The organism is Microbacterium sp. Cr-K32, from assembly GCF_000708345.1.
In the GTDB taxonomy this organism is placed as follows: Bacteria; Actinomycetota; Actinomycetes; order Actinomycetales; family Microbacteriaceae; genus Microbacterium; species Microbacterium maritypicum_A.
Window position 1 is genome coordinate 418,962 of the sequence record NZ_JARD01000012.1, and the last position, 24,680, is coordinate 443,641.

Genomic DNA, 24,680 nt, shown 5'->3' on the forward strand with positions numbered 1-24,680 from the left:
GGTGACACCGGCGGCGGAGCGAGTCCGTCAGGGTCAACTAGTCTCGAAACGTGCAGAAGAAGTTCGAGGAGTGAGCGCCCGCCGCGGTCATCTGATCGACCTCTCCCCCTTGAAGTCCAGTCCGGCGTTCGCCCGGATGTGGATCGGGTCGACACTCGCCGGCATCGGCGGACAGCTCACCATCGTCACGGTGATGCTGCACGTGTTCGCCCTGACGCAGAACACCTTCGCGGTCTCGATGATCGCCGTGGCCGGACTCGTGCCGATGATCCTCGCCGGCCTGTACGGCGGCATGCTCGCCGATGCGTTCGACCGACGCCGGGTGGCACTGATCGCGGCGACCATCACTTTCCTCTCCACCGCCCTGCTCGCGGCTCTCACCTGGACGGGCATGGAGACCATCTGGTGGCTGTACGCGCTGAGCATGATCAACTCCGCCGCCAATTCGGTGGGCATGGCCACGCGCACGGCGATCGTGCCGCGGCTCATCCCCCGTGAGAAGCTCGCCGCAGCATCCGCGCTGAACGGTGTGGCCTTCGGGCTGACGGTCATGGCCGGACCTGCGCTGGCGGGCCTCCTCGTCGCCCTCACCGGCTACGGCTGGACGTACACGATCGACGTCGTGCTCATGCTGTCGATGTTCCTGGGACTGTGGACGCTCCCGGCGCTGCGGCCGGAGGGAGAGATCGTCCGACCCGGCCTCGAGTCGCTGGTGGACGGCTGGCGCTTCCTCCGCAGAGCAGGCAACATCCGGATGCAGTACATCATCGACATCATCGCGATGACGTTCGGGCAGCCGCTCGTCCTCTTCCCCGCGCTCGGCACGGTGCTGCTGGGCGGCGGAGCGCTCACGACCGGCATCCTCACGGCCGCTGTGGCCGTGGGGACGTTCGCCTCGAGTCTCTTCTCGGGCCGGGTCGTTCAGTACCGCTGGCACGGCCGTGGCATCGCCCGGGCCGTGGAGGCCTATGGCGCGTCGATCCTGCTGTTCGGGATCGTGCTGCTCGTCGGCGCGTTCTCGTCACCCGCGACCGAGACGGCTCCCCACATCGGGTTGATCGTCGCCGCCTGCGTCGCCCTCGCCCTGTCCGGTGCATCCGACAACGTCAGCTCGATCTATCGGAACACCATGATGCAGGCCGCCGTACCCGACTCGATGCGCGGACGCCTCCAGGGCCTGTTCATCGTCGTGGTCGCCGGCGGGCCCCGCGTCGGGGCGCTGTACGCGGGCACGCTGGCGACACTCACGACCCTCTGGTTCCCTCCCCTGCTCGGTGGAGTGCTGGTCATCGCCCTCGTCGCCGCGCTCGCGCAGCGCAACCGCCGGTTCCACGACTACGACGCAGAGAACCCCGAGCCCTGACGGGCCCGGGGTTCCGGTGGCTCTCCGACGCGGTCAGTCCTGCTGCAGAGCGCCCTGCAGGTCGAGGCTGATCGTGACATCCTTGCCGACGAGCACGCCGCCGGTCTCGAGCGCGGCGTTCCAGGTGAGGCCGAAGTCCTCGCGGTTGATGACGGTCTTGGCAGAGGCGCCGGCCTTGTAGTTGCCGTAGGGGTCGGTGCCGAAGCCGCCGAAGTCGAGCTCGAAGCTGACCGGCTTGGTGACGCCGCGGATGGTGAGGTCGCCGTCGACGTACAGGTCGTCGCCCTTGACGTGCGCACCGGTGGAGACGAACTCCATGGTCGGGAAGTTCTCGGTGTCGAAGAAGTCCGCCGAGCGCAGGTGCGCGTCGCGACCCTCGTCGTTGGTGTCGATGGAGGTCACGTCGACCGTGGCCTCGACCTTGGCGTCCAACGGGTTCTCCGGAGCGATCAGGGTCGCGCTCTTCACACCGAAGGTGCCGCGCACCTTCGAGATCATCATGTGGCGCACGCTGAAGGTGACCTCGCTGTGCGAAGGGTCCAGGACCCAGGTGCCGGGACGGTAGCCGGGGATGTCGATGCTGGTCATTGCTTCTCCTCTGGAGACTTCAGCCGCTGCTGCGGCAAGGGACAGGGGCCGCGTCGCCGCGACCACTGTGACAACTTACATTCATTCGCATGTATTCCCCTGAATGAAGAAACTTTTCCCGCACATGCCGCGAGGCGCCTCCCTCCCGGAGGAGAGAGACGCCTCGTGGAAGAGACCGATGTCAGCCGACGGCGACCAGATCGATGATGAAGATCAGCGTCTTGCCGGAGAGGAAGTGACCGCCGCCGACCGGGCCGTAGGCGAGATGCGGCGGGATGATCAGCTCGCGGCGACCGCCCACCTTCATGCCGGGGATGCCGTCCTGCCACCCCTGGATCAGGCCGCGCAGCGGGAACTGGATCGTCTCGCCACGGCCCCACGAGGAGTCGAACTCCTCGCCGGAGTCGAACTCGACGCCGGCGTAATGGACCGTGACGGTGTCGCCGGGCTTCGCCTCGGCGCCGTCACCCTCGATGATGTCGCGGACGACGAGCTCCGCCGGAGCGGGAGTGCTGGGGGCTTCGAACTCAGGCTTTGTGCGTTCAGTCATGTCTCCATCAAACCCGAGGCCGGCGGACCCGGTCAACGCACGCGCACCTGCTCACAGCGAACACCTCACGCCCTCGCCGGCGAACCTCGGCAACAAGCTCTTGACACTCATGCAGGGCCGGGTGCACCCTGTTTACAGATCAACTCAGCGCCCGGGAGACTCGCAGGCATCGCCGCAGCACCGGGCGCTGAGTCTTGTCCTGGAGCGATTCCCGGCCCCTCACTCGACGTATCCTGCGAGGAGCTCGGCGATCTCCACCGGTCGGCTCAGCATCGCGCAGTGTCCGCCGGGCAGCTCATCCGCGACCACTCCCAGGCGGGTCTCGGCGAGGTCGCGCAGGAATGCGGCAGGGAAGAAGCGATCGTCGGCGAACAGCACGAATCTCGTCGGCACGTCGGGCCACGCCGCCAGAGGCCACGGCCTCTCCATCGCCGCCTGCGACGGATGCGCCCGCTCCCGTCGGAGCGCCTCCTCTGCCAGCTCGTGCGGAACTCCGTTGTAGAAGCTGACGAGGGGGTCGTCGTTCCCGGTCAACCCGCCGTCCCGCGCCGACTGGGCGGCAGACGCCGTGACGTATCCCGAGTTCGCCCACCACTGATCCGGGGACTCGCCCGGGGACGGGATCATCCCCGCCATCAGGACGAGGAGATCGGCGGAGAGGCGCTCGGCGACCAGCGGCGCGGTGAAGGCCCCGAAGGAATGACCGACGACCACCACCCCCGCCTGCGCACCCACCAGTTCCGCAACCGCCTCGGCGTAGTCGTCGAGAGTGAGCGTGTCGTCGTCGGCGGGAAGGTCGGGCGCGAACACCTCCTGCCCGCGCGCCCGCAGCTCGGCGGCGACCAGATGCCAGGACCATCCGACATCTCCGCCACCGTGGATCACGACGAAGGTGCTCATCCGCCACCGCCTTCCCTCCGAGAAGGGTACGCCGTCGCGTGTCGCGTCAGTAGGCCAGCAGGGCCGCCCTGGTCGCCCTGGTGCGGATCAGGAGCGCGCGCTCGTCATCCACGGCCATGGGGTCGCGGCCGGTGATCGCCCGCTGACGGACAGCGGCGAGCTCGGTCGCCTCTTTGATGAAGGCGCGCATCAGCGGACGACGGTCCCCCCGCAGCTGCGACGCCCAGGCGAGTCCGACCTTGCGCCCGGCAGGCGTGGCGAGCATGGTGACCTCCTCGGGCGTGAACCATCCGGCCGCGGCGTAGTCCTCGAGGCGGGCACGGGTGAGTCGGGCCTCCTCACGACGCAACGCGACGATGCACAGGATGAATCCGATGAAGAGCGGCACCTGAAGGGTGAAGTAGAGACCGAAGAAGTCGGCGAACGTCGCCGAGCCGTTCCAGAGGGCGTGGAGCAGGATCGCCCCGACCACCCCCACCGCGCCAGCACCGAGCGCGGCCTTCGCGGAGCCGTGACGCCGAGCGACGAGGCCGATCGCGAAGCCGGTGATCGCGGTGAACATGGCATGAGCGAAGGGCGAGAAGAGCCCGCGCACCACGAACGTGACGGTCAGCTGCTCGCCGCCACCCTCGATGAGGCTCACCCCGAAGTACTGGATGTTCTCGGTGAAGGCGAAACCCGCCCCGACCAGCGCGCCGTACACGATGCCGTCGACAGGGCCGTCGAACGCTCGTCGGGCGAGCAGGAAGATGAGGAAGACGCCGAGCCCCTTCCAGAGCTCCTCGACGATAGGCGCCTGCACGACGGCGGTGAACTCCTCGGAGCGAATGTCGAGCAGGAGGGTCAGCGCGGTGTCGACGAGAAGGGTGAGCCCGACGGCCGCGACGGCGCCCCATGCGATGGCGAACGCCACCAGCCGCTTGGGCTCGGGCTCCCACCGATCGATCAGGCGCACGCCCAGGAACACGATGGTCAAAGGGATGAGCGCGAGCACCAGCCCCACGACGGAAGCGAACGATCCGAGCGCCCAGACGAAGTAGCCGACGAGGGCGATCAGGAGGAAGCCGAGCACCCCGAAGAGCCAGAGCGACACCGTGCGCCCGTTCCTCGTCGGAACGGGCAGCGCCGGGAGCGACTCCGCCGGCGACGGGGCGACGGGAGCCGGCGGCGTGTAGGGCGTCGGCTGCGCGAGGGACGATGCATACCCCGTCGCCGAGGGGCGGGCCGCGGGCGCCGAAATAGGGCTCGCGTGCGGTGCGGGCGCGAACGGTTGCGGCTGTGCCTGGCGTAGCGAGGTCTGCAGCGATGCCGCCGGCGGAGGCGGCGCATACGGCGCCGGCTGCGGCGGCGAGGGCTGCTGCGGCTGGGACGGTCCTCCGGAACTCATAGGCAAAGCTTATGGGCACAACGCCGGGCACCCGGATATGGCGACCCCCTCCACCCGGCGACCTGCACCCACCCGGTAGCGTAGAAGCATGCGGTTCGCTCACCTGCGCCGTCCCGACTCCCCTCTCGCGGTTCTCGCCGTCGTGGAGGGCTCGGACGCCGTCCTCGTCTCTGATCTCCTGACCGACCCTCCTGCCACGCTGCAGCAGCTGATCGAGAGAGGGGACGATGGTCTCGACGCACTGCGCCGCGCTCTGGCGGACACCACCGCGCCGCGGCATCCGCTCGCGGGATGGGCGTTCGCCTCGGCCGTGCTCGCTCCGCCCGCGGTCCTGGCCGTCGGCCTCAACTACGCCGCGCACTCGAGTGAGCTCGGTCTCAAGACCGATGCCGCCCCGACCGTCTTCACGCTCTGGCCGAACTCGCTCACCGGACACGACCAGACCACATCCTGGCCGCGCACGCTGAGTGAGGCCGTCGACTACGAGGCCGAGCTCGGCGTGCTCATCGGCTCGCCTGCGAAGGACGTCGCCGAGGCTGATGCGCTTTCGCACGTCTGGGGATACACGGTGGTCAACGACATCACCGCCAGGAACATCCAGTTCTCCGAGGCTCAGTGGTCACGCTGCAAGTCGTTCGACGGATTCACCCCGACCGGACCGTTCGCGGTGACCGCGGATGAGATCGCCGACCCGCAGGACCTGCACATCTGGACCGTCGTCGACGGTCACACCGTGCAGGATGCGAGCACCGATCAGATGGTGCGCTCGGTGGCGAAGCTGATCGCGCACCTCTCGCAGTCGCTCACGCTGCTCCCCGGCACCCTCATCTCGACCGGCAGCCCCGGCGGTGCCGGCTACTCGCGCGACCCGCAGATCTTCCTTCGCGACCGGTCCACCGTCACGGTGGGCATCGACGGCATCGGCGAGCTCACCACCCACTGCCGCATCACCGACTGACTTCACGGATAGACGAAGGGGACAGATGCCGGCGCATCCGTCCCCTTCGTCTATCCGTCTGTGAGATCAGATCTCGATCAGGTCTTCCGGTGAGATCACCGGGATCGCGGCCGTGATGGTCTCGAGTCCCGAAAGTCGCGCAGGCGAGAGCTGTTTGACGACCTCGTCGCGCGACATGAGACCGGCCTCCACCACGAGGTCGGCCACGCTGCGGTTGGTCAGCAGTGCGGTCTTCGCGAGAGCGGCCGCCGCGGCGTAGCCGATGAACGGGGTCAGCGCCGTGATGACTCCGACCGAGGCACCGACCATCGCGCCGAGGCGGTCGCGGTTCGCGGTGATGCCGTCGACGCAGTTCACTCGCAGAGTCCACATCGCCTGACGCATCCAGGTGATCGACTGGAAGATCGAGTGCGCGATGACCGGCTCGAAGGCGTTGAGCTGCAGCTGTCCAGCCTCCGCCGCCATCGTGACCGTCATGTCCGCCCCCGCGACGGCGAACGCCACCTGGTTCACGACCTCGGGGATGACCGGATTGACCTTGCCGGGCATGATGCTGGAGCCCGCCTGCATGGCAGGAAGGTTGATCTCGCCGAGACCCGCCTGCGGGCCGGAGGAGAGGAGACGGAGGTCGTTGCAGATCTTCGACAGCTTCATCGCGTTGCGCTTGAGCGTCGAAGAGAACGACATGAAGGAACCGGTGTCGCTGGTGGCCTCGACGAGGTCACCGGCAGTGCGGAGGTCGAGCGACGTGATCTCGCGCAGGTGCTTGAGCACGGCGGGTGCGTAACCGGGGTGGGTGGTGATCCCGGTGCCGATCGCGGTGGCGCCCATGTTGATCTCGAACATCAGCGAGGCGTTCTCGGTGAGACGGGTGTGGTCGTAGCCGAGCGTCGTGGCGAAGCCGTTGAACTCCTGCCCCAGCGTCATCGGCACGGCGTCCTGCAGCTGCGTGCGCCCCACCTTCAGCACATCGTGGAACTCGCGCGATTTGCCCAGGAACGACAGCCGCAGCAGGTCGAGCTCCTCGAGCAGCGAGCGCAGGGTCAGCGAGAGGCCGATCTTCACCGCGGTCGGGTACACGTCGTTCGTGGACTGGCTGCGGTTGGTGTGGTCGATCGGCGAAAGGAAGGCGTAGTCGCCCTTCTCGCGGCCCGCCATCTCGAGCGCGATGTTGGTGATGACCTCGTTCGCGTTCATGTTGGTCGACGTGCCGGCTCCACCCTGGATGACGCCGACCGTGAACTGCTCGTGGAACTCGCCGTCGATCACGCGCTGAGCCGCCCGGTCGATCAGGTCCGCCCGCTCCGGGTCGAGCACGCCGATCTCGCGGTTCGCACGGGCGCTGGCCTGCTTGACCATCGCGAGGCCGACCACGAGGTCGGGATACACCGAGATGGGCCGCTTCGTGATCGGGAAGTTCGCGTCGGCGCGGGCGGTGTGGATCCCCCAGTATGCGTCGACGGGAATCTCCATGCTCCCGAGCGAATCGGTCTCGGTGCGGGTCAGGGTAGGCGCGGCAGAAGCCATGTCACATCCTCGTGGGTCGTGGCGGGTGAGAAGGGTGGGGGATGTCTTCAGTCTACGCCGCTCAGCGTGCGGGTTTGCGGGAGAAGGCTTCGAGTCGCCCTTCCGGGTCGAGCTTCGCCATGCGCTCCAGCCAGGCCTCGGAGAAGTAGTCGCCGGTGTCGGCACCGGTCACCGGGACCACGGTGTGGGTGATCGTGTCGGGGTACACGTGCACGAGCTGGAACGCCTGAGCGGCGTCCATTCCGTTGACCTCGGCAGACGGGCGCGCGACGTTCATGGTGTAGCACGTCGCCGATGCCACGCTCACCGGCACGCCGGCGAAGGTGCCGTGCGAGGAGTAGTGCAGATGCCCGGCGAGGATGCCTCGGACGTCGCTGCCGCGGACGACGGCGGCGAGCTCGTCCTGATGTCGCAGCTCCAGGATGTCGAACAGCGGGAGGTGGCTCGGAAGAGGCGGATGGTGCATTGCGAGCAGGGTGCCGTGCGGGGCCGGCTCGGCGAGGACCTCCGCGAGCCAGGAGAGCTGACCGTCATCGAGATCCCCGTGATGCCAGCCCGGGACACTCGTGTCCAGCGCCACGAGTCGGAGACCGTCGAGGTCCCAGACACCGGTCACAGGCTCCTCGGTCGGAGCCAGATCGAGCAGACCCTCACGCAGCGCCGGACGTTCGTCGTGGTTTCCCGCCACCCAGATCACCGGGGCGCCGAGTTCCGCCGCGACCGGCTCGACCGCCGCGCGCAGACGGCGATACGCGTCGGGCTCGCCGAGGTCGGCCAGGTCACCCGTGACGACGATCGCCGTCGGATGCGGATGCACCGCGCGGATCGCGTCGAGCGTGCGGTCGAAGTTCGCCTCGACGTCGTAGCGTCCGCCCAGGCGCGCTCCCCCCGCGAGGAAATGCGGGTCGCTGACGTGGATGAGCACGTGCGACGCGGGCTCGTGCCTGCCGAAGACGTACGGACTGCCGGTTCCTGCGGACATGGCCTCAGCCTATTGCCGCACCGGCAGCGGCGGACGCGACCCGCGCTGGCCCTCCGAGGTCAGTGACCGACGACGAGGAGCAGGATGCCGCTCACCACGGCAGCGGCGCAGAGCGCGAAACAGCCGTAAGCGCCGACCAGGGCCACCGTCTTCTGGCCCTCGGTCAGCGGGCTCTTGCGTGCCGCCTTCGCCGCCTGCTTCTCGGCGCGCTTGAGTTCCTTCTCCGTGATCACGGTGATGGCGTCCGTGAACTCTGCAGGACTCACCACAGGGGCCCGCCCGCTGCGCACGAGCAGTCGGAGTCCCAGCGCGTAGAACGTGACGATGGCGGCGGCGCCGATGAGGGCTGCCGCGAACACCTGGAGGAAGGCGACCCAGTCGATCACGACGTTCATTCGGACTCCCCGTTCCGGTCGGCGTCGGGCTTCGTCGTCGAGGCCGCAGCCTTCGAGGAGCCGGCACCGGCCTTGGCCTCCGCCTTCTTGGCCTTCTTCTTCTCGGCTTTCTTCTCGGCGTCCTTCTTCGCCTGAGCCTTCGCCTGCTCGCGCGCCTCGGCACGGGCCCTGGCCTCGGCCTTGGCCTGCTCGATGCGCTGCTGACGGCGCGTCGGCGGAGGCGTATCGGGGAGTTCGACGGCCCTGCCGGACTCGGCGACGTCACTCATGGCGTTCGCCGGGGTGACAGCATTGCGACGCGAGCGCATGAAGAGGCCGAGAATGATCACCAGGGCGATCACGGCATCGATCGCCACTCCCCAGTTGCCCAGCCAGACCACCAGCAGCGCCGCGAGAGCGCCTACGCCTCCGGCAGCGGGAAGCGTCAGCAGCCAGCCGACTCCGATGCGGCCGGCGGTCCGCCAGCGCACGGTGGACCCGCGGCGGCCGAGGCCGGAGCCGATCACCGAACCGGACGCGACCTGCGTGGTGGAGAGGGCGAAGCCGAGGGCGCTGGAGGCGAGGATGGTGGCCGCGGTCGAGCTCTCCGCAGCGAAGCCCTGCGCGGGCTTGACGTCGGTCAGCCCCTTGCCGAGGGTGCGGATGATGCGCCATCCGCCGAGGTAGGTGCCGAGGGCGATGGTGAAGGCACACGCGACGATGACCCACAGCTCGGGCTCGTGATGGGCGCCGGACTGCCAGCCGATCGTGATCATCGCGAGGGTGATCACTCCCATCGTCTTCTGCGCATCGTTGGTCCCGTGGGCGAGCGCCACGAGGGACGACGTGAAGATCTGCCCCCATCGGAAGCCGTCGCGGCCGTCGGGCTTCCCGTCGTAGCGACGGGTGACCGAGTAGGCGATCTTCGTCGCGGCGAACGCGATCAACCCTGCCGTGACAGGGGCGATCAGGGCGGGGAGCACGATCTTCGAGAGCACCATGCCGAAGTCGATGCCCCCGATCCCGGCACCGACCAGAGTGGCGCCGATGAGTCCGCCGAAGAGCGCGTGCGACGAGCTCGAAGGCAGACCCAGGAGCCATGTGAGCATGTTCCAGGTGATCGCGCCGATGAGACCGGCGAAGATCAACGAGAGGAACAGATCGGCTCCCGCGGAGATGATCGCATCCTCGCGGATGATGCCGCCCGAGATGGTCTTGGAGACCTCGGTGGACAGGAAGGCGCCGACGAGGTTCAGCACTGCGGCGAGGAGGACGGCGGTCTTGGGCTTCAGCGCGCCGGTGGCGATCGGCGTCGCCATGGCATTCGCCGTGTCGTGAAAGCCGTTGGTGAAGTCGAAGAAGAGTGCCAGCGCGATGACAAGCACGACGATGAGGGCTGCGGTTTCCACCGTTCGCTTTCGGTCGTTTGAGGAAGAAGGAGATGTCGACGAGATCGACGTGACGAACGAAGAGTTCACCGTGGGTTTGACTTCCGTTAACCGGCCCCGGTGAATTCTCCCACCCTCCCCCGTGCCGGTCAACTCGACCTGGGATAGCGTGAGACGGTGACTGACGCCCCTGCCGCCGACCGCCGCTCGACCCTTCGCACCCATCACGGTGACACTTTCGACGATCCCTACGAATGGCTTCGCGCCAAGGAATCCGCCGAGGTCATCTCCCACCTCGAAGCGGAGAACGCCCACACCGACGCAGAGACGGCGCACCTCGCCGATCTGCGCGAGAGACTCTTCCAGGAGATCAAGGGCCGTGTCCAGGAGACGGACCTGTCGGTCCCCACCCGCCGAGGGGACTGGTGGTACTACAGCCGCACCGAGGAGGGAGCCCAGTACGGCATCCACTGCCGCGCCGCTGCCGCCCCGGACGACTGGACTCCCCCGCGTCTCGAGCCAGGAGTCGCGGTTCCGGGAGAGATCGTGCTCCTCGACGGCAATGTCGAATCGGAAGGACACGACTTCTTCTCGCTCGGCGCTTTCGACACGTCTGACGACGCCACGAAGCTGCTCTGGTCCACCGATTTCGAGGGTGACGAGCTCTACACCGTGCACGTGCGCGACCTCGCCACGGGCACCACGCTCGACGACGAGATCCCGAACACGGGCGGCGCCTTCTTCACGCCCGACGGCACCGGGGTGCTCTACACGACCCGTGACGAGGCCTGGCGCCCCGACACCCTGTGGCTGCACCGCCTCGGCACGCCGGTGTCGGACGACGTGCGGCTCTTCCACGAGCCGGACGAGAAGTTCTGGCTCGGGGCAGGGATCACCCGCAGCCGCCGGTATCTGGTCATCGCGGTCGGCTCGAGCATCACGAGCGAGGAGTACCTCGTCGATCTGACCGGCGAGCTCACCGCTCAGCCGCAGCTGGTCTGGCCGCGTCGCGAAGGCGTCGAGTATTCCGTCGAGCACGCGGTCGTGGGCGGCGAGGACCGGTTGCTCGTGCTGCACAACGACGGAGCCCTCGACTTCGAGCTCGTGTCGGTCGCCGCCGCGGACCCCCGGGGATCGCGGCACGTGGTGGTGGCGCACGAACAGGGCAGACGCCTGCTGGGTGTGGACGCGTTCCGCGACTTCGCCACCGTGGAGTACCGCAGCGAAGGACTCGAACGCGTCGGCCTGCTCGACTACGAGACGGATGTCGTCGACGAGCTGGCCTTCGACGAGCCGCTCTACTCCGCCGGAGTGAGCGGGAACCCCGAATGGCACTCCCCGTTCCTGCGCCTGGGATACACGTCGTTCGTGACGCCGGGGACCGTGTACGACCTCGATCTCGCGACCCGCGAGCTCGTGCTGCGCAAGCAGGTGCCGGTGCTGGGTGGATACGACCCCGCCGACTACGGGCAGAGGCGTGAGTGGGCGACCGCTGCGGACGGCGTCCGCGTGCCGATCTCGCTCGTCTGGAAGCGCTCGTTCGGCGAACCCGGGGGCGAGGCACGGCCGGTGCACCTGTACGGGTACGGCTCGTACGAGCACTCGATCGATCCCGGCTTCTCGGTCGCACGCCTCTCCGAGCTGGACAGGGGTGTGATCTTCGCGGTGGCGCACGTCCGCGGTGGAGGAGAGATGGGGCGACAGTGGTACGAGGACGGCAAGCTCCTCCACAAGCGCAACACCTTCACGGACTTCGTCTCCTGCGGCGAGCACCTGGTCGAGACCGGGGTCACGGCACCGACTCTCATGGTGGCCGAGGGCGGCAGCGCCGGGGGCCTGCTGATGGGGGCTGTGACGAACCTCGCGCCCGGGCTCTTCGCCGGCATCCTCGCCGGGGTGCCTTTCGTGGACGCCCTGACCACGATCCTCGACCCGTCGCTGCCGCTGACCGTGATCGAGTGGGACGAATGGGGCGACCCCCTCCACGACCCGGATGTCTACGCCTACATGAAGTCGTACAGCCCGTACGAGAATGTCCGAGACGGCGTCGAATACCCGCGGATCCTCGCGGTCACATCCCTGAACGACACCCGTGTGCTCTACGTGGAGCCCGCGAAGTGGGTCGCCCGTCTACGCGAAGCCGGGGCGAAGGACGTGCTCCTCAAGTGCGAGATGGTCGCCGGGCACGGCGGCGTGAGCGGGCGCTACAACTCTTGGAAGGAGCGGGCCTTCGAACTCGCCTGGCTCCTCGAGACGCTCGGCCTCGCCGACGCCTGAGCGCCGGACCTCCTGGTGTGAGCGCCCGTTCGTGGGCGCCACATCAGGCGATCACGTCAGAACAGTCCAGGGTCTGCACCGGCACAAGACGCACACCTGAGAACCCGCGGCTGTTTCACCGCGCGACCCGGGCGCGATTCGACGCGCGACATAGAGCACGCGAGATCAGGCGAACACGCCGCTTCAGGCACGCAGGAGGAGAAGTCGCCTGATTCCGCGAGGTCGCCTGATTCGGCGTGATGGATCCGATCGCTCTCGGACTCAGCCGAAGAGCGCCGCAGCCTCGTCGTAGCGGTAGCGCGGAACGGTGTTCAGTTCGCCGAGCGCATCGGCGAACGGCACCCGCACGATGTCGGTGCCCTGCATGGCGACCATCTGTCCCCACGCGCCGTCCACGATCGCGTCCGCCGCATGCAGCCCCAGGCGCGTGGCAAGAACGCGGTCGAAGGCCGACGGCGATCCACCGCGCTGGATGTGGCCGAGGATCGTCGCACGCGTCTCGATGCCGGTGATGCGCTCGATCTCGGGGGCGAGCTGGTCGCCGATACCGCCGAGGCGCGGTCGATTGAAGGCGTCGAGCCCCTTGTCGCTGTATGCCTCGTCCATCCCGAGGAGCTTGAACCCCTCGGAGACGACGACCAGGGGCGCGCGACCGCGGTCGTGGGCGCTGGTGACGAGCTCCGTGATGTCGTCGATCGACATCGGTACCTCGGGGATGCAGATGACGTGCGCACCGGCAGCCATTCCGGCGTGCAGGGCGATCCAGCCGACGTGCCGACCCATGACCTCGGCGACCATGCAGCGCTGGTGAGAGTCACCGGTCGTGCGGAGGCGATCCATCGCGTCCGTGGCGATGTTCACGGCTGTGTCGAAGCCGAACGAATAGTCCGTCGCCTGCAGGTCGTTGTCGATCGTCTTGGGGACGCCGATCACCTTGATGCCGTCCTTGGCGAGGCGGTCGGCGGCTGCGAGCGTGCCTTCACCGCCGATCGCGATGATGCCGTCGATCTTGTGCCCGTAGAGGGTCTTGGCGATGTTCTCGGCTCCCCCGCGCTCGCCCTCATACGGGTTCGTGCGGCTGGTGCCGAGGATCGTGCCGCCCACCTTCGACAGCCCCTTCACCTCGTGCCGGGTCAGCGGCATGAAGTCCCCGTCGACGAGTCCGCGCCACCCGTCACGGATACCGACGAACTCCAGGTCGTACGAGGTGGTGCCCTTGAGCACGATGCCGCGGATGACCGCGTTGAGGCCGGGGCAGTCGCCGCCGCTCGTCAGGATGCCGATCTTCATGCTGGTGCCTTCAGACGTTCGGGAGATGGGGGGAACAGGCGACGCTGCCTTCGATCGACACTAGCGCCCCGGCACACCCGGGCGCCATTCGGGCTCGATGAAAAACGCCGATCTTGACAAGGCGATTCGCCGATATCGATGAACTTCCCGCCGGCGCCGGCTTTCGCGCCAGATCCCGCGTTAAGAACAGCCGATCTTGAGGCTTACGCCCCGCCCAGCGCCTGTCGCAGCAGGTGCATGAGCGCCGCCAGCTGCACCGGCTCCCCGGCCGACTCCTCGACCGCTTCCCCGTCGAGGGCGCGTGCCGCGAGTCCCTGCTTCTGGTCGATCAGCTCGGCGATCTTGGTGTCGATGGTGTGCGCGGCGATGATCCGCCACGCCGTCACCGGCTCGTCCTGCCCGATGCGGTGCACGCGGTCGATCGCCTGCGTCTGCTCGGCTGCTGTCCACGACAGCTCGGCGAGGACGACGTTCGACGCCGCCTGCAGGTTGAGTCCCACACCGGCCGCGGTGAGCGAGCAGACGGCGATGCCGACCTCGGGGTCGCCGTTGAAGTCGTCGATCGCCTGCTGGCGGGTCGTGGACGTCTGGTCCCCACGGATCGAGACCGAACGGATGCCGGCGGCGGCGAAGTGCGCCTCGGCCTGGTCCATGACGTCGATGTGCTTCGCGAAGAACACGACCTTGCCGACCGAACGCTGCAGCTGAGCGGCGTAGTCGGCAGCCAGTGGCGCCTTGGCCTGACCGATGCGCCGGACCATGGTGAAGACATTGTCTCCCCCGGTGCCGGCGGCTTTCGACTCCTCGAGCTCGTTCTGGGCGACCAGCCGCACGATGTCGTCGTCGATCTCTCCGGGTGCGAGTCCACGGTCGCCGCGGGCCTCGATGATGCGCCGGTAGCGAGCGGCGAGCCGCTCCCCCAGCTCGCGCTCGGCCTGTCGGATGCTGCGTCCGAACTCATCGTCGAGCTGCACCGGCAGGTCGGCGATCAGCTTGTCGGGCAGGTCGGCGGCGACGTCCTTCTTCTTGCGACGCACGATGCCCATCGAGATGACCGCATCGCGCGCCTCAGGGTAGAAGGCCTTGTCCGCCGGGGTGAATCCGGTCGCATCGAGCTTCTCCATGAGCTCGGGCCCCGGCTTCTCACCGGTGGTCCAGCCGAGGAAGCGCCAGATCGCGTCGAAGTCCTCCACGTCGTTGATCAGCGGCGTACCCGTGAGGGCGAGCATCAGGGGGTCGTGCCCGGGAGTGCGCTCGCGCACCTGGGCGGCCAACGACAGCACGTTCTGGGAACGCTGCGAGGAGAGATTCTTGATGAAGTGCGCCTCGTCGACGACCATGCCGCGCAGCCCGATCGAGGCGAGCCAGGACATGTGCCGATCGAGGATCTCGTAGTTCACGATGAACACGTCGGCGAACGCATCGATGTCGTCGCCGTCACCCTGGATCACCGTGGCACGACGCTGTGGAGTCCAGCGCTCGACCTCGCGCGCCCAGTTCATCTTCACGACGTTGGGGACGACGACGAGCAGCGGGTACGCGCCCGCCACGGAAGCGGCAAGCACTGATTGCGCGGTCTTGCCGAGTCCTGGCTCATCGGCGAGGAGGAAGCTGCGGTGCCCCGCCTTCACGGCTTCGAGGAACCGGGACTGGTGCACCATGACCTCGAGGCCCTTGGGCGAGATGTGGTCGAACTCCGGCGCCGGAGGCAGATCCATGGACGCGGCGGATCCGCCGGCTCCGGTCTCGAAGGCCTTGTACAGCGGCCCCATGAGCTCCCAGCCGTCGAGGCGGCGTCGCGGCGTGGCGCTCGAACGGGGCGTCAGGTCGGGAGCGAGGAAGGGATTGGCCAGTTGTCGAGCTTCGACGGACGGCGGGGTGACCTGTCGCTCGGCGATCGCCGCCGGGATCGTGGAGATCTGCACCGGTGCCGCGTCGGCGATGATGAGCTCTTCCGGGGCGAGGTCGGCGCCGGATTCGAGCAGCCAGTCGCGGCGCATGCGCTTCGCCACCGGCGATGTCGCCTGGTCGGCCTCCAGCAGCTGGATGAGCGAGGTGTCGCGCGCAGCCGTCTTCGCGAGGATCGTGGCGACGCCGTCGAGCCGCTTCAACAGCTCGGCGCGAGCAGGATCACCGATCTCGGCATCCGCCTTCACACGCGCGCGCTCTTCGCGCACCAGGAAGGCGATCACCTGGAACTTCACCCGATTCGTGGGGCCGAGCTTCCCTCGCTGCGACTTGGCCTCGATCTCGCGCACCTTGCGCGCGAGGATCGGGATGAGGGGTGCCTCGTCGTCACGACGGGACGTCTTCTTGCGCCGCGTGGCGGCGGTTGCCGTAGTCGGCATGCTCCTCCTGAGCGTGAAGGCTCCGGCTTCCCCAGGAAGCCATGGGCCGTTCTCGTTGTCCGCGTGTGGCGTGAGCCAGGACCGTACGAACAGTGGATCTTCTTCCCGTCGGGGATCGCGAGATTCGCGAAGTTCGGCGGGAGCCGATGTCCATTCTATGTCATCGTGCCCGCGTGGACGCGATCGCCTACGCCGAGCCGCCCATTCGAACCGCCGAACGGGTCGCGCGCTACGACGTCAGTCCGAGGGCCCGTGCGGCATCGTTCACGTCGGCACCCATCTGCTCCATCAGCTTGTCGATGCCCTCGAAGGCCACCATGCCCCGCAGTCTGTCGACGAACTCGACCGTGACGTCGTGCCCGTAGAGGTCGAGGCCGGTCTCGCCCAGCACGTGGGCCTCGACCTGGCGCACGAGGACATCGTCGAACGTGGGGTTGGTCCCGACCGAGATGGCCGAAGGGTGCCGGATGCCGGTGTCGTGGTCGACGAGCCACCCGGCATAGACGCCGTCCGCCGGAACGAAGGCATCGACGATGGTCGAGAGATTCGCGGTGGGGAAGCCCAGCTCCCGCCCGCGCTTGAGCCCGTGCACGACCTCGCCGCGCACATCCGGGTACCGCCCGAGAACGGTCGCGGCTGTCGCGACATCGCCCTCCATCAACAGTTCGCGGATCCAGCTCGACGACACGCGCCGCGAAGAACCCGGAAGGTAGACGTCATCGACGACCTCGACCGAGAAGCCGTAGCGGGGTCCGAGTTCGCGCAGCAGCTCCGGCGTCCCCGCTCCCCTGTTCCCGAACCGGAAGTCCTGCCCGACCAGGACCGTCGACACCTGGAGGGCTCCCACGAGGATGTCGACGACGAAATCCTCCGCGCTGCGGGCCGCGAGTTCCTCGTCGAACGTGAGCACCAGCGTCGCGTCGAGCCCGAGCTCACCGAGGAGCTCGAGCTTGCGGTCGACCGTGACGACGTTCTCGGGGCAGCGATCCGGGCGGATGACGGCCAACGGGTTGCGATCGAACGTGACCGCGACCGATCGGCTCTCGGTGGCAGCAGCCGCCTCCTCGAGGCGCGCGATCACAGCGCGGTGGCCGGCGTGGACCCCATCGAACTTGCCGATGGCGACCGCGCTCGGGCCGAAGTCGTCCGGCACCTCATCCGGGCTTCGGAAGATGATCACGCGTCGACCTCGACAGGGCGCGCGACTTCGGCGGGGCGATGCGTGCGCAGCCACCAGATGCCGAAGATCGGGAGGACCAGCGGGATGAACAGGTAGCCCCGCCCGAACAGCGACCACACGGTCTCATGCTGGAACAGCTCGGGCAGCAGAATGCTCAGCAACCCGACGACGAGCACGCCGGTGAGCTCGAAGACGATCGCGATCCAGGCGACGGTGTACCAGCCGCGACGACGAGCCAGGACGAGGGCGAGCGTGGCCAGGATGTACACGAGCGCGGCGAGTGCGGAGAGCGAGTACGCGAGCGGCGCCTCGTCGAACCGACGGACGATCTGCACGAAGCTGCGTCCCGTGGCGGCCAGCGCCATGACGGCGTAGACGATCACGAGGACACGACCGATTCCGGTCATCCGAGAGGAGGGGGCGGTGGAGCTCATAGCGCATTCCATCCTAGAGCCGCGGAAGACGGCCGGTCTCCGCGCAGGCCTCTCGCCTCACGCGAGCTGGACGGCCCAGATGACCTGCATCCGCCAGAGCATGATCGCGATCGCGAGTGCGGCGACGCCCAGGATCACGGTGCTCCAGCGGCTGCGTTCCATGAGCGCCCACAGCACCGCGCCGACGGGCAGGAGCACGGCGGAGACCAGGTAGACCCAGAATTCGAGCAGGTCTCCGGTCGGCGGGTTTCCTGAGAAGGGCGCGATGATGGCGACGATCACCTGAACGATGAGCAGCGCCTCGACGAGGGCCAGAGCACCGACGCTGAAGTCACTCGGTCGCCTGCCGATCAGCCCCGCGACGAGACAGAACACGCCCGCGGCGACCGCGACGACGATCTGCACGATCGTGAACCACAGGATCATCGGTCGCCCTCCGGCATGTTCATGGCGCTCTTGAGGTCTGCGCCGCGCCTCTCGACGATCCCGATCAGAACCCCGTCCTCGTCGATCGCTGCGCCGAGGCGGCTCTCGAGACGGACGGCCTGCCCTGCGAGACGCTTGCCGTGGCGGAGGTCCCGCGCGTCATCGACCGACATCGCAAGGACCGGGAGAAGGCGTCCTGCAGCCTCACCGGGGGTCAGGGTCGGTGCACCCTCGAGCGCTTCGATGCCGACGGCATCCGTCACATCGAACGGCCCGACACGAGTACGTCGCAGCGCGGTGAGGTGACCGCCGACGCCGAGAGCGGAGCCGAGGTCGCGGGCGAGCGAACGGATGTACGTTCCGGATGAACAGTCGACCACGACGTCGAGATCGATGTACCCGTCGCCCTCGCGACGGCCGAGCAGATCGAACCGCGAGACGACCACGTCGCGCGCTGCGAGCACGACCTCTTCACCGGCACGCACACGCTCGTACGCGCGGCGACCGTCCACCTTGATGGCGGAGACAGCGCTGGGGACCTGGGAGATCTCGCCCGTGAGCCTCGCGATTCCGGCGGACACCGCTTCATCGCTGACGGACTCCCATGCCTCGGGAGCCGCCGTCGTGAGGATCCCCCCCTCCGCATCGTCCGTGCTGGTCGTCTGCCCGAGACGGATGGTCGCCGCATAGGTCTTGTCCGCGCCGACGATGTAGGTGAGGAGCCTGGTCGCTCCCTCGATGCCGATGACCAGCAGACCGGTCGCCATCGGGTCGAGCGTTCCGGCGTGCCCCACCTTGCGGGTGCCGAACGCTCGTCGCGTGCGGGCGACGACGTCGTGGCTGGTCAGCCCTGCGGGCTTGTCGACGAGAAGGATGCCGGGCGAGACCATCCCCCCAGCCTACCGAGAGCGCGACCGGCGACCTGCCGCCCGGTCGCCCTGCTCGCTCTCCGTCCGCGCTGTGCATGGGCTCGCTTAGAGTGGAGGGGTGCCTCTCCCGCCGGCCCCGCTCGAGCTGATGTCGCCATTGCCGACGTGGTATCGGGCGACCGCACGCGACCTTCCGTGGCGCCGATCCGAGTTCCATGATGAATTCGGCGCCTGGGGCGTTCTCGTGAGCGAATTCATGCTGCAGCAGACCCCGGTGACGAGGGTCATTCCGCATCTCGAGGCATGGCTGGATCGGTGGCCGACCCCTGCCACGATGGCGATGGCGTCGACGGCGGAGGTCGTGCAGCAATGGGCGAACCTGGGATATCCCCGACGCGCGCTCTGGCTGCACCGCGCTGCCGTCGAGATCACGGATCGTCATGGCGGAGTCGTTCCGCGTGACGTGGACGCGCTGCTGGCGCTCTCCGGCATCGGCGACTACACCGCCCGCGCCGTCGCGGTCTTCGCCTACGGCGACCGACACCCCGTGGTGGACACGAACACCCGGCGGGTTCTGGCCCGAGCTGTCGAGGGCCGCGCGCAGCCGGCACCCGCATCGCGCCGTGACCTCGATCTGATGGCCTCACTGCTTCCGGATGACGTCGACGAGGCCGCTGTCTTCAACGCGGCGGCGATGGAGCTCGGGGCCACGGTGTGCACGTCACGGGCACCACGATGTGAGCTGTGCCCCCTGGCCGGCAACTGCGCCTGGCTGGCGGCCGGCCGGCCCGACACGGGCGACGAACGCCGACGCCAGGCCACGTACGAAGGATCCGATCGACAGGCCCGTGGCGCGGTGCTGCGTCTGCTGCGGAACCAGGATCCCGATGCCGTCCCGCTCGATGCCGTACTCCCGGAGTGGCCCGACACCGGCCAGCGCGACCGAGCGATCGACTCGCTGATCGCCGACGGACTCGCCGAAGCCGACGGGGCCACCCTGTTCCTGCCCCGCTGACGGCGCCCCGCGCGACGGCGGTTCACGGACGACGACGAATCAGACGTGTTGATCCGTGCGATGTGCAAGTACCGTCAGTTCGACCCGGCTCCGCACGTCGAGCTTGGCGAAGATCCGGCCGAGGTGGACTTCGACCGTGCGGACCGAGACGTTCAGCTCCTCGCCGATCTCGCGGTTCGCTGCACCTCGGACCGCGCGCATCGCCACTTCCAGCTCCCGGGCGGTGAGCCGGAGCGACCAGGCGGCGCGGCATGCCGAGAGCGGCCCGACCGCCGGGACGATGCTCCCCTCCCTCGCCTCGAGTCGGTCCAGCCTCCGGCGCACCGACTTCGCCCATGCCGTCGCGCCGGAGAGCTCGAACAGTCGTTCGGCATACTGCAGATGGATCCTCGCGGCAGAGTGATCGTCGCGGATCGCATGCCGGCTTCCGAGCATCATCTCCACGCGCGCCCGCTCGAACGGCGAACGCAACGTTCGCGCGATCTCCGCGACCTCGTCGCCGTCCGCACGCCATCGCCCGTCCGCCGCCGTCGCGATGCGTGTCCGCAGCTGCTGCGCCAGCGCGATCTCCGGAGGCTCGAGAGACGCGGCCGCCAACGGGACTCCGGGAGAAGGCGAGGCCAGCTCGTCCAGACCCGGCACGGTCATCGTCGTCTGCGGGGCGCCGAGATCGGACCAGAGCCGGACCGTGGCCGCGGCATCGTCGAAGGAGCCGGTGAGGAAGGACCGGACACCACGGTCCACGAGCAGATCCATCTTCGCGCCAGGCGGAAGGGTGAGCGTGAGCGACCGGGCGAACGGGCCGAGTTCGCCGTGCACCGCCAGATCGAGGCGTCGGGCGAGGACGACTCCGAGCCCGGCGAGGGGCAGCGCGATGGGAAGGGTGAGCGCCGCCTGGATCAGCCTGTCCCGCGCGACACCGATGTCACCTCGCCACGCGAGCAGGAGGACCTCGACGACCGACCGATACGCATGGACGACCGGGCTGTGCTCGTAGCCCGGCACGAAAGGATCAGGACCGCCGGACGGCGTCGATTCATCGACGACGAGCAGACGCAGCCCCAGATCGATGTCTCCCTCGACCGCGGCGCGCAGAGTTCGGAGCATCCCCCCGCTCACCGAGCTCGACTCCGTCACCATGTCGGCATCGCGATCTCCGGCCACGAGCCACCCCAGCGCGACGACCGGATCCCTCAGCTCCTGCTCGGCACCGATCCGCACGGCACCGTCCCGGAGGGCATCGAGCCACAGGCGCATCCCCCGCCGGTCTCCTCGCTCGGCGCAGAGGATGGCGGCGAGAGCGGCTGCTCTGGTCCAATGACGCCAATCGCTCTCGTCGGCGGATCCCGGCCGCACGGTGGTCGGATCGATCCCGGGAACAGCCCCCTGCACGAAGGTCTGCGCCACGATCAGAGCCCCGAGCCCCGCCCACCTGTGTCGTTCACCGCTGTGCGGATACAGCGTCCCCAACCAGGCGACGGCCTCCACCGCGAACCCGGCACCGACCGCCGACGCCCCGGCCACGAGCCGCGCCTCGTCCTGATCCTCGCCCACTGCATGTTCTGCCGCCTCGCGCGCCAGCATCAGTGCACGCTCCGGATGTCCGGCTTCGCTCAGCTGCCGCGCGATGAGGGTGAGCTCCCGTGCGGTCGACGGGTCGCCCTCGAGAGATGCCCGAGCCCGGTGCCAGTCCGCGCTCATCGGGTCACCACGATCGAGGAAGACCGCGCTCAGACGCTCATGGACCAGCGCGGTCCCGGCAGTGCAGGTCGTCGCCCGCACCCAGATCGAGAGTCGGGCGTCGACGAAACGCACGCGGCCGGCGTGCAGGGTCAAGTGATCGCCGACGGCGGCAGCGGCGATCTCGGTCGCCGTGCGTCCGTCGAACTCCAGGAGCGGACCCAATGAATCGTCCAAGCAGACCGCGAGCGCGAGGAGGAGCTGACGATCCCGCTCGTCGAGCAGCAGTCCCTCGAACCTGCGTGAGATCGCCGCGACCAGGGGCAACGGCGACGGCAACGGTCGGAGCCCATGGCGTTGGTGCGGAGTCAACCGCTCGACGACAGCGCGGATCGTGGCAGCGTCGGCATCCAGATCGCCGGCCAACCGGGCGAGCACATGTGGAGCACAGCCGAGATCCTGCGCGAGCAGTTCTTCCAGGAGGAGACCGACGGCGGCGGGCGCGATGAACGGCCCCCCAGACGTGCCCGTACCCTCGATGCCGATCCCCCTCAGCTTCGCGGGAGCCGGTCCCGCGAAGCCGAGCGTATCAAACGGCGCTCACTCCGCGTCGTCGTCCGTACGGTAGGGGTCCGCGTCACCGGCATGGGATGCCGACGAAGCGAGCTTGGCGACGTCGGCATCACGCTGCTGCGCCTCACGGAGCAGCGCCCCGATGTGGTCGGCGTTCTCCGGAAGCGCGTCGGGGATGAACTCGAGCGTCGGAACCAGCCGAGTGCTCAGCTGCCGTCCGACCTCGCTACGCAGCATTCCGGTCGCCGACGTGAGCGCCGCACCACTGGAGATGCGCTCCTCCTCGGTCCCCAGCACCGTGTAGAACACGGATGCATGCTGAAGGTCTCCGCTCACACGGACATCCGTGATGGTGACGAAGCCGAGGCGCGGGTCGCGCAGCCCCTTCTCCAGCCGTTCGGCGAGGATCACGCGGATCCGATCCGCGAGACGGGCCTGTCTTTCGCCTGCCATTGTTCTCTCCCTGTCCAGGAACCCTCAGGGCGTCCCCCGTCTCCGTGCTCGGAAGGAGCAGGAGAGGGAGACGCCCGAAGGTGTTTCGAAGTGATCAGCCGCGAGGCTTCTCGACGAGCTCGGTCGTCTCGATCTCATCGCCGATCTGGATGTCGTTGTACTTGCCGAGGCCGATACCGGCCTCGTAGTCCGTGCGGACCTCGGTGACATCGTCCTTGAAGCGACGCAGCGACTCGATGGCGAGACCATCGGCCAGCACGACGCCGTCGCGGATGACGCGAGCCTTGGCATTTCGCGTGATCGTTCCCGACCGCACGATGACACCGGCGATGTTGCCGAACTTCGAGGAGCGGAACACCTCGCGGATCTCGGCGACACCCGACTGGACCTCTTCATACTCCGGCTTGAGCATGCCCTTGAGCGAGCTCTCGATCTCGTCGATCGCGTTGTAGATGACGGAGTAGAAACGGATGTCCACACCTTCACGGGCGGCACGCTCACGCGCCTTCGTGTCGGGACGGACGTTGAAGCCCACGATGATCGCGTTGTCGATCGTCGCCAGGTTCACGTCGGACTCGGTGATGGCACCCACACCGCGGTGGATGATGCGCAGCTGCACCGAGTCGTCGACCTCGATCTTGAGGAGCGACTCCTCGAGTGCCTCGACGGCACCGGAGACGTCACCCTTGATGATGAGGTTGAGCGACTCGACCTTGCCCTCTTCGAGCGCACGGGTGAAGTCCTCGAGCGAGATGCGCTTGCGGGCCTTGGCCAGCTGGGCGTTGCGCTCGACCGCTTCACGCTTCTCAGCGATCTGGCGGGCCATGCGGTCTTCCTCGGTGACGATGAAGACGTCGCCGGCACGCGGCACGGAGTTCAGACCCTGCACCTGCACCGGACGCGACGGGAAGGCCTCGAGGACCTGCTCGCCGTTCTCGTCCGCCATCGCACGCACACGGCCGTACGCCGTGCCCGCGACGATCGCATCACCGATCCGGAGCGTTCCGGACTGGATGAGCACCGTTGCGACCGAACCGCGGCCCTTGTCGAGCTTCGCCTCGATGGCGACACCACGAGCGGCCTTGTTCGGGTTGGCGGTCAGGTCGAGACCGGCGTCGGCGGTGAGCAGCACGGCGTCCAGGAGTTCCTGGATGCCGGTGCCCGCACGAGCCGAGACGTCGACGAACATGACGTCTCCACCGAACTCCTCGGCGACCAGCCCGTACTCGGTCAGCTGCTGACGCACCTTCGAAGGGTTGGCGTCGGGCTTGTCGACCTTGTTCACCGCGACCACGATCGGCACGTTCGCCGCCTGGGCGTGGTTCAGCGCCTCGACCGTCTGCGGCATGATGCCGTCGTCGGCCGCGACCACGAGGATCGCGAGGTCGGTGACCTGCGCACCACGAGCACGCATGGCGGTGAACGCCTCGTGACCCGGGGTGTCGATGAACGTGATGGCGCGCTCGATGCCCTCGTGCTCGGTCCACACCTGGTAGGCACCGATGTGCTGGGTGATGCCACCGGCTTCACCCTCGATCACATTGGTCTGACGGATCGCGTCGAGCAGTCGCGTCTTACCGTGGTCGACGTGACCCATGACGGTGACCACCGGCGGACGGATCTCGAGGTCGTCTTCGCTCTCGGCCTCCAGCTCGGCCTCCAGGTCGAGGCCGAAGCCCTCGAGGAGCTCCTTGTCCTCGTCCTCGGGCGAGACCATCTGGATCTTGTAGCCGAGCTCAGCACCCAGGACCTCGAACGTCGCCTCATCGAGGGACTCGGTGGCCGTGGCCATCTCACCCAGGTTGAAGAGGATGGTGACGAGGGTTCCGGGCTGGACCGTGTAGCCGGTCAGCGTCTCGATCTTGTCGGCGAAGTCCGCGATCGATGCGCCGCGGCGCATGCGGATGATCTCTCCGTTGCCGCGGGTGACGTTGACGCCACCGACGACCGGAGCACTCCGCATCTCGAACTCTTGCCGCTTCGCCCGCCGCGACTTGCGCTGCTTGCTCTTGCCGCCGCCCTTGCCGAAGGCACCTGCGGTACCACCGCCGGGACCACGGCCGCGACCGCCACCGCCACCGGGACGACCGGCGAAACCGCCGCCGCCGGGGCGTGCTC

At 68.2% G+C, this 24,680-nt stretch carries 21 protein-coding genes; 4 read left to right on the plus strand and 17 right to left on the minus strand.

The window, feature by feature from the left end; translation table 11 throughout:
* Positions 1-70 precede the first annotated feature (70 nt).
* Complete coding sequence (locus GZ64_RS0106405) at positions 71-1,363, plus strand: MFS transporter (protein WP_029265549.1); 1,293 nt, start codon at positions 71-73, stop codon at positions 1,361-1,363.
* 33 nt (positions 1,364-1,396) lie between these two features.
* Here the strand turns inward: GZ64_RS0106405 and GZ64_RS0106410 are convergent, their stop codons facing one another.
* From GZ64_RS0106410 to GZ64_RS0106425, 4 genes are all read right to left on the minus strand, one after another.
* Positions 1,397-1,951 carry a YceI family protein gene (locus GZ64_RS0106410; protein ID WP_029265550.1) on the minus strand — a complete coding sequence of 185 codons (555 nt, stop codon included), beginning with the start codon at positions 1,949-1,951 and terminating at the stop codon, positions 1,397-1,399.
* A gap of 181 nt (positions 1,952-2,132) precedes the next feature.
* Complete coding sequence (locus tag GZ64_RS0106415; protein ID WP_021198599.1) at positions 2,133-2,501, minus strand: FKBP-type peptidyl-prolyl cis-trans isomerase; 369 nt, start codon at positions 2,499-2,501, stop codon at positions 2,133-2,135.
* A 219-nt stretch (positions 2,502-2,720) separates the two neighbouring features.
* Complete coding sequence (locus tag GZ64_RS0106420; protein ID WP_021198598.1) at positions 2,721-3,401, minus strand: alpha/beta fold hydrolase; 681 nt, start codon at positions 3,399-3,401, stop codon at positions 2,721-2,723.
* Between the two features lie 46 nt (positions 3,402-3,447).
* Positions 3,448-4,788 carry a PrsW family intramembrane metalloprotease gene (locus GZ64_RS0106425; protein ID WP_231479830.1) on the minus strand — a complete coding sequence of 447 codons (1,341 nt, stop codon included), beginning with the start codon at positions 4,786-4,788 and terminating at the stop codon, positions 3,448-3,450.
* Positions 4,789-4,876: 88 nt separating this feature from the next.
* Between GZ64_RS0106425 and GZ64_RS0106435 the strand changes: the two genes are divergently transcribed.
* Entirely contained in the window at positions 4,877-5,746 is an 870-nt protein-coding gene (locus GZ64_RS0106435) for a fumarylacetoacetate hydrolase family protein (protein ID WP_021198596.1), read from the plus strand.
* A 66-nt stretch (positions 5,747-5,812) separates the two neighbouring features.
* Here GZ64_RS0106435 and GZ64_RS0106440 read toward each other — a convergent pair whose 3' ends face one another.
* From GZ64_RS0106440 to GZ64_RS0106455, 4 genes are all read right to left on the minus strand, one after another.
* Entirely contained in the window at positions 5,813-7,273 is a 1,461-nt protein-coding gene (locus GZ64_RS0106440) for an aspartate ammonia-lyase (protein ID WP_021199419.1), read from the minus strand.
* Between the two features lie 61 nt (positions 7,274-7,334).
* Complete coding sequence (locus GZ64_RS0106445) at positions 7,335-8,255, minus strand: phosphodiesterase (RefSeq protein WP_029265551.1); 921 nt, start codon at positions 8,253-8,255, stop codon at positions 7,335-7,337.
* 59 nt (positions 8,256-8,314) lie between these two features.
* The gene (locus tag GZ64_RS0106450; RefSeq protein WP_021199417.1) at positions 8,315-8,650 is read right to left on the minus strand and encodes a hypothetical protein; all 336 of its coding nucleotides are present in this window, start codon (positions 8,648-8,650) and stop codon (positions 8,315-8,317) included.
* A complete protein-coding gene (locus GZ64_RS0106455) occupies positions 8,647-10,038 on the minus strand; it encodes an inorganic phosphate transporter (protein WP_029265552.1) in 1,392 nt (463 codons plus the stop codon). The genes GZ64_RS0106450 and GZ64_RS0106455 overlap by 4 nt, the downstream gene beginning before the upstream one ends.
* A 156-nt stretch (positions 10,039-10,194) precedes the next feature.
* Between GZ64_RS0106455 and GZ64_RS0106460 the strand changes: the two genes are divergently transcribed.
* On the plus strand, positions 10,195-12,294 hold the full coding sequence (locus GZ64_RS0106460; protein ID WP_029265553.1) for a S9 family peptidase: 2,100 nt from the start codon (positions 10,195-10,197) through the stop codon (positions 12,292-12,294).
* A 261-nt stretch (positions 12,295-12,555) separates the two neighbouring features.
* On the opposite strand, the gene GZ64_RS0106465 is transcribed toward GZ64_RS0106460, so the two are convergent.
* The 6 genes from GZ64_RS0106465 to truB all read right to left on the minus strand — a co-directional run bounded on the left by GZ64_RS0106465 (position 12,556) and on the right by truB (position 18,862).
* Positions 12,556-13,584, minus strand: a complete 1,029-nt coding sequence (locus tag GZ64_RS0106465; RefSeq protein ID WP_021199414.1) for a 6-phosphofructokinase — start codon at positions 13,582-13,584, stop codon at positions 12,556-12,558.
* A gap of 203 nt (positions 13,585-13,787) precedes the next feature.
* Entirely contained in the window at positions 13,788-15,932 is a 2,145-nt protein-coding gene (locus tag GZ64_RS0106470) for a DEAD/DEAH box helicase (protein ID WP_021199413.1), read from the minus strand.
* Positions 15,933-16,161: 229 nt separating this feature from the next.
* Positions 16,162-17,112 (minus strand): bifunctional riboflavin kinase/FAD synthetase, encoded by a 951-nt coding sequence (locus GZ64_RS0106475; RefSeq protein ID WP_021199412.1) that lies wholly within the window; start codon positions 17,110-17,112, stop codon positions 16,162-16,164.
* On the minus strand, positions 17,109-17,546 hold the full coding sequence (locus GZ64_RS0106480; protein ID WP_231479831.1) for a hypothetical protein: 438 nt from the start codon (positions 17,544-17,546) through the stop codon (positions 17,109-17,111). Before GZ64_RS0106480 ends, GZ64_RS0106475 begins: the two co-directional genes overlap by 4 nt.
* 57 nt (positions 17,547-17,603) lie before the next feature.
* The gene (locus GZ64_RS0106485) at positions 17,604-17,972 is read right to left on the minus strand and encodes a hypothetical protein (RefSeq protein WP_029258985.1); all 369 of its coding nucleotides are present in this window, start codon (positions 17,970-17,972) and stop codon (positions 17,604-17,606) included.
* The gene (truB, locus tag GZ64_RS0106490; RefSeq protein WP_029258984.1) at positions 17,969-18,862 is read right to left on the minus strand and encodes a tRNA pseudouridine(55) synthase TruB; all 894 of its coding nucleotides are present in this window, start codon (positions 18,860-18,862) and stop codon (positions 17,969-17,971) included. Before truB ends, GZ64_RS0106485 begins: the two co-directional genes overlap by 4 nt.
* A gap of 127 nt (positions 18,863-18,989) precedes the next feature.
* On the opposite strand from truB, the gene GZ64_RS0106495 reads away from it, so the two are divergent.
* The gene (locus GZ64_RS0106495; protein WP_029258983.1) at positions 18,990-19,856 is read left to right on the plus strand and encodes an A/G-specific adenine glycosylase; all 867 of its coding nucleotides are present in this window, start codon (positions 18,990-18,992) and stop codon (positions 19,854-19,856) included.
* A 39-nt stretch (positions 19,857-19,895) separates the two neighbouring features.
* On the opposite strand, the gene GZ64_RS0106500 is transcribed toward GZ64_RS0106495, so the two are convergent.
* The 3 genes from GZ64_RS0106500 to infB form a co-directional block, all read right to left on the minus strand.
* Positions 19,896-21,974: a response regulator transcription factor gene (locus GZ64_RS0106500; protein WP_029265554.1), complete on the minus strand. Its 2,079-nt coding sequence runs from the start codon at positions 21,972-21,974 to the stop codon at positions 19,896-19,898.
* A 162-nt stretch (positions 21,975-22,136) separates the two neighbouring features.
* The gene (rbfA, locus tag GZ64_RS0106505) at positions 22,137-22,562 is read right to left on the minus strand and encodes a 30S ribosome-binding factor RbfA (protein ID WP_021199404.1); all 426 of its coding nucleotides are present in this window, start codon (positions 22,560-22,562) and stop codon (positions 22,137-22,139) included.
* Between the two features lie 94 nt (positions 22,563-22,656).
* On the minus strand, positions 22,657-24,680 hold a 2,024-nt coding region (gene infB / locus GZ64_RS0106510; protein ID WP_029265555.1), incomplete at its 5' end, for a translation initiation factor IF-2.

Coding starts and splice junctions, on each gene's coding strand:
- truB (WP_029258984.1), bottom strand. CDS start 18,862: ATGGTCTCGCCCGGCATCCTTCTCGTCGACAAGCCCGCAGGGCTGACC.
- GZ64_RS0106440 (WP_021199419.1), bottom strand. CDS start 7,273: ATGGCTTCTGCCGCGCCTACCCTGACCCGCACCGAGACCGATTCGCTC.
- GZ64_RS0106480 (WP_231479831.1), bottom strand. CDS start 17,546: ATGAGCTCCACCGCCCCCTCCTCTCGGATGACCGGAATCGGTCGTGTC.
- GZ64_RS0106485 (WP_029258985.1), bottom strand. CDS start 17,972: ATGATCCTGTGGTTCACGATCGTGCAGATCGTCGTCGCGGTCGCCGCG.
- GZ64_RS0106410 (WP_029265550.1), bottom strand. CDS start 1,951: ATGACCAGCATCGACATCCCCGGCTACCGTCCCGGCACCTGGGTCCTG.
- GZ64_RS0106445 (WP_029265551.1), bottom strand. CDS start 8,255: ATGTCCGCAGGAACCGGCAGTCCGTACGTCTTCGGCAGGCACGAGCCC.
- GZ64_RS0106450 (WP_021199417.1), bottom strand. CDS start 8,650: ATGAACGTCGTGATCGACTGGGTCGCCTTCCTCCAGGTGTTCGCGGCA.
- GZ64_RS0106465 (WP_021199414.1), bottom strand. CDS start 13,584: ATGAAGATCGGCATCCTGACGAGCGGCGGCGACTGCCCCGGCCTCAAC.
- rbfA (WP_021199404.1), bottom strand. CDS start 22,562: ATGGCAGGCGAAAGACAGGCCCGTCTCGCGGATCGGATCCGCGTGATC.
- GZ64_RS0106415 (WP_021198599.1), bottom strand. CDS start 2,501: ATGACTGAACGCACAAAGCCTGAGTTCGAAGCCCCCAGCACTCCCGCT.
- GZ64_RS0106495 (WP_029258983.1), top strand. CDS start 18,990: ATGTCGCCATTGCCGACGTGGTATCGGGCGACCGCACGCGACCTTCCG.
- GZ64_RS0106425 (WP_231479830.1), bottom strand. CDS start 4,788: ATGAGTTCCGGAGGACCGTCCCAGCCGCAGCAGCCCTCGCCGCCGCAG.
- GZ64_RS0106470 (WP_021199413.1), bottom strand. CDS start 15,932: ATGCCGACTACGGCAACCGCCGCCACGCGGCGCAAGAAGACGTCCCGT.
- GZ64_RS0106420 (WP_021198598.1), bottom strand. CDS start 3,401: ATGAGCACCTTCGTCGTGATCCACGGTGGCGGAGATGTCGGATGGTCC.
- GZ64_RS0106435 (WP_021198596.1), top strand. CDS start 4,877: ATGCGGTTCGCTCACCTGCGCCGTCCCGACTCCCCTCTCGCGGTTCTC.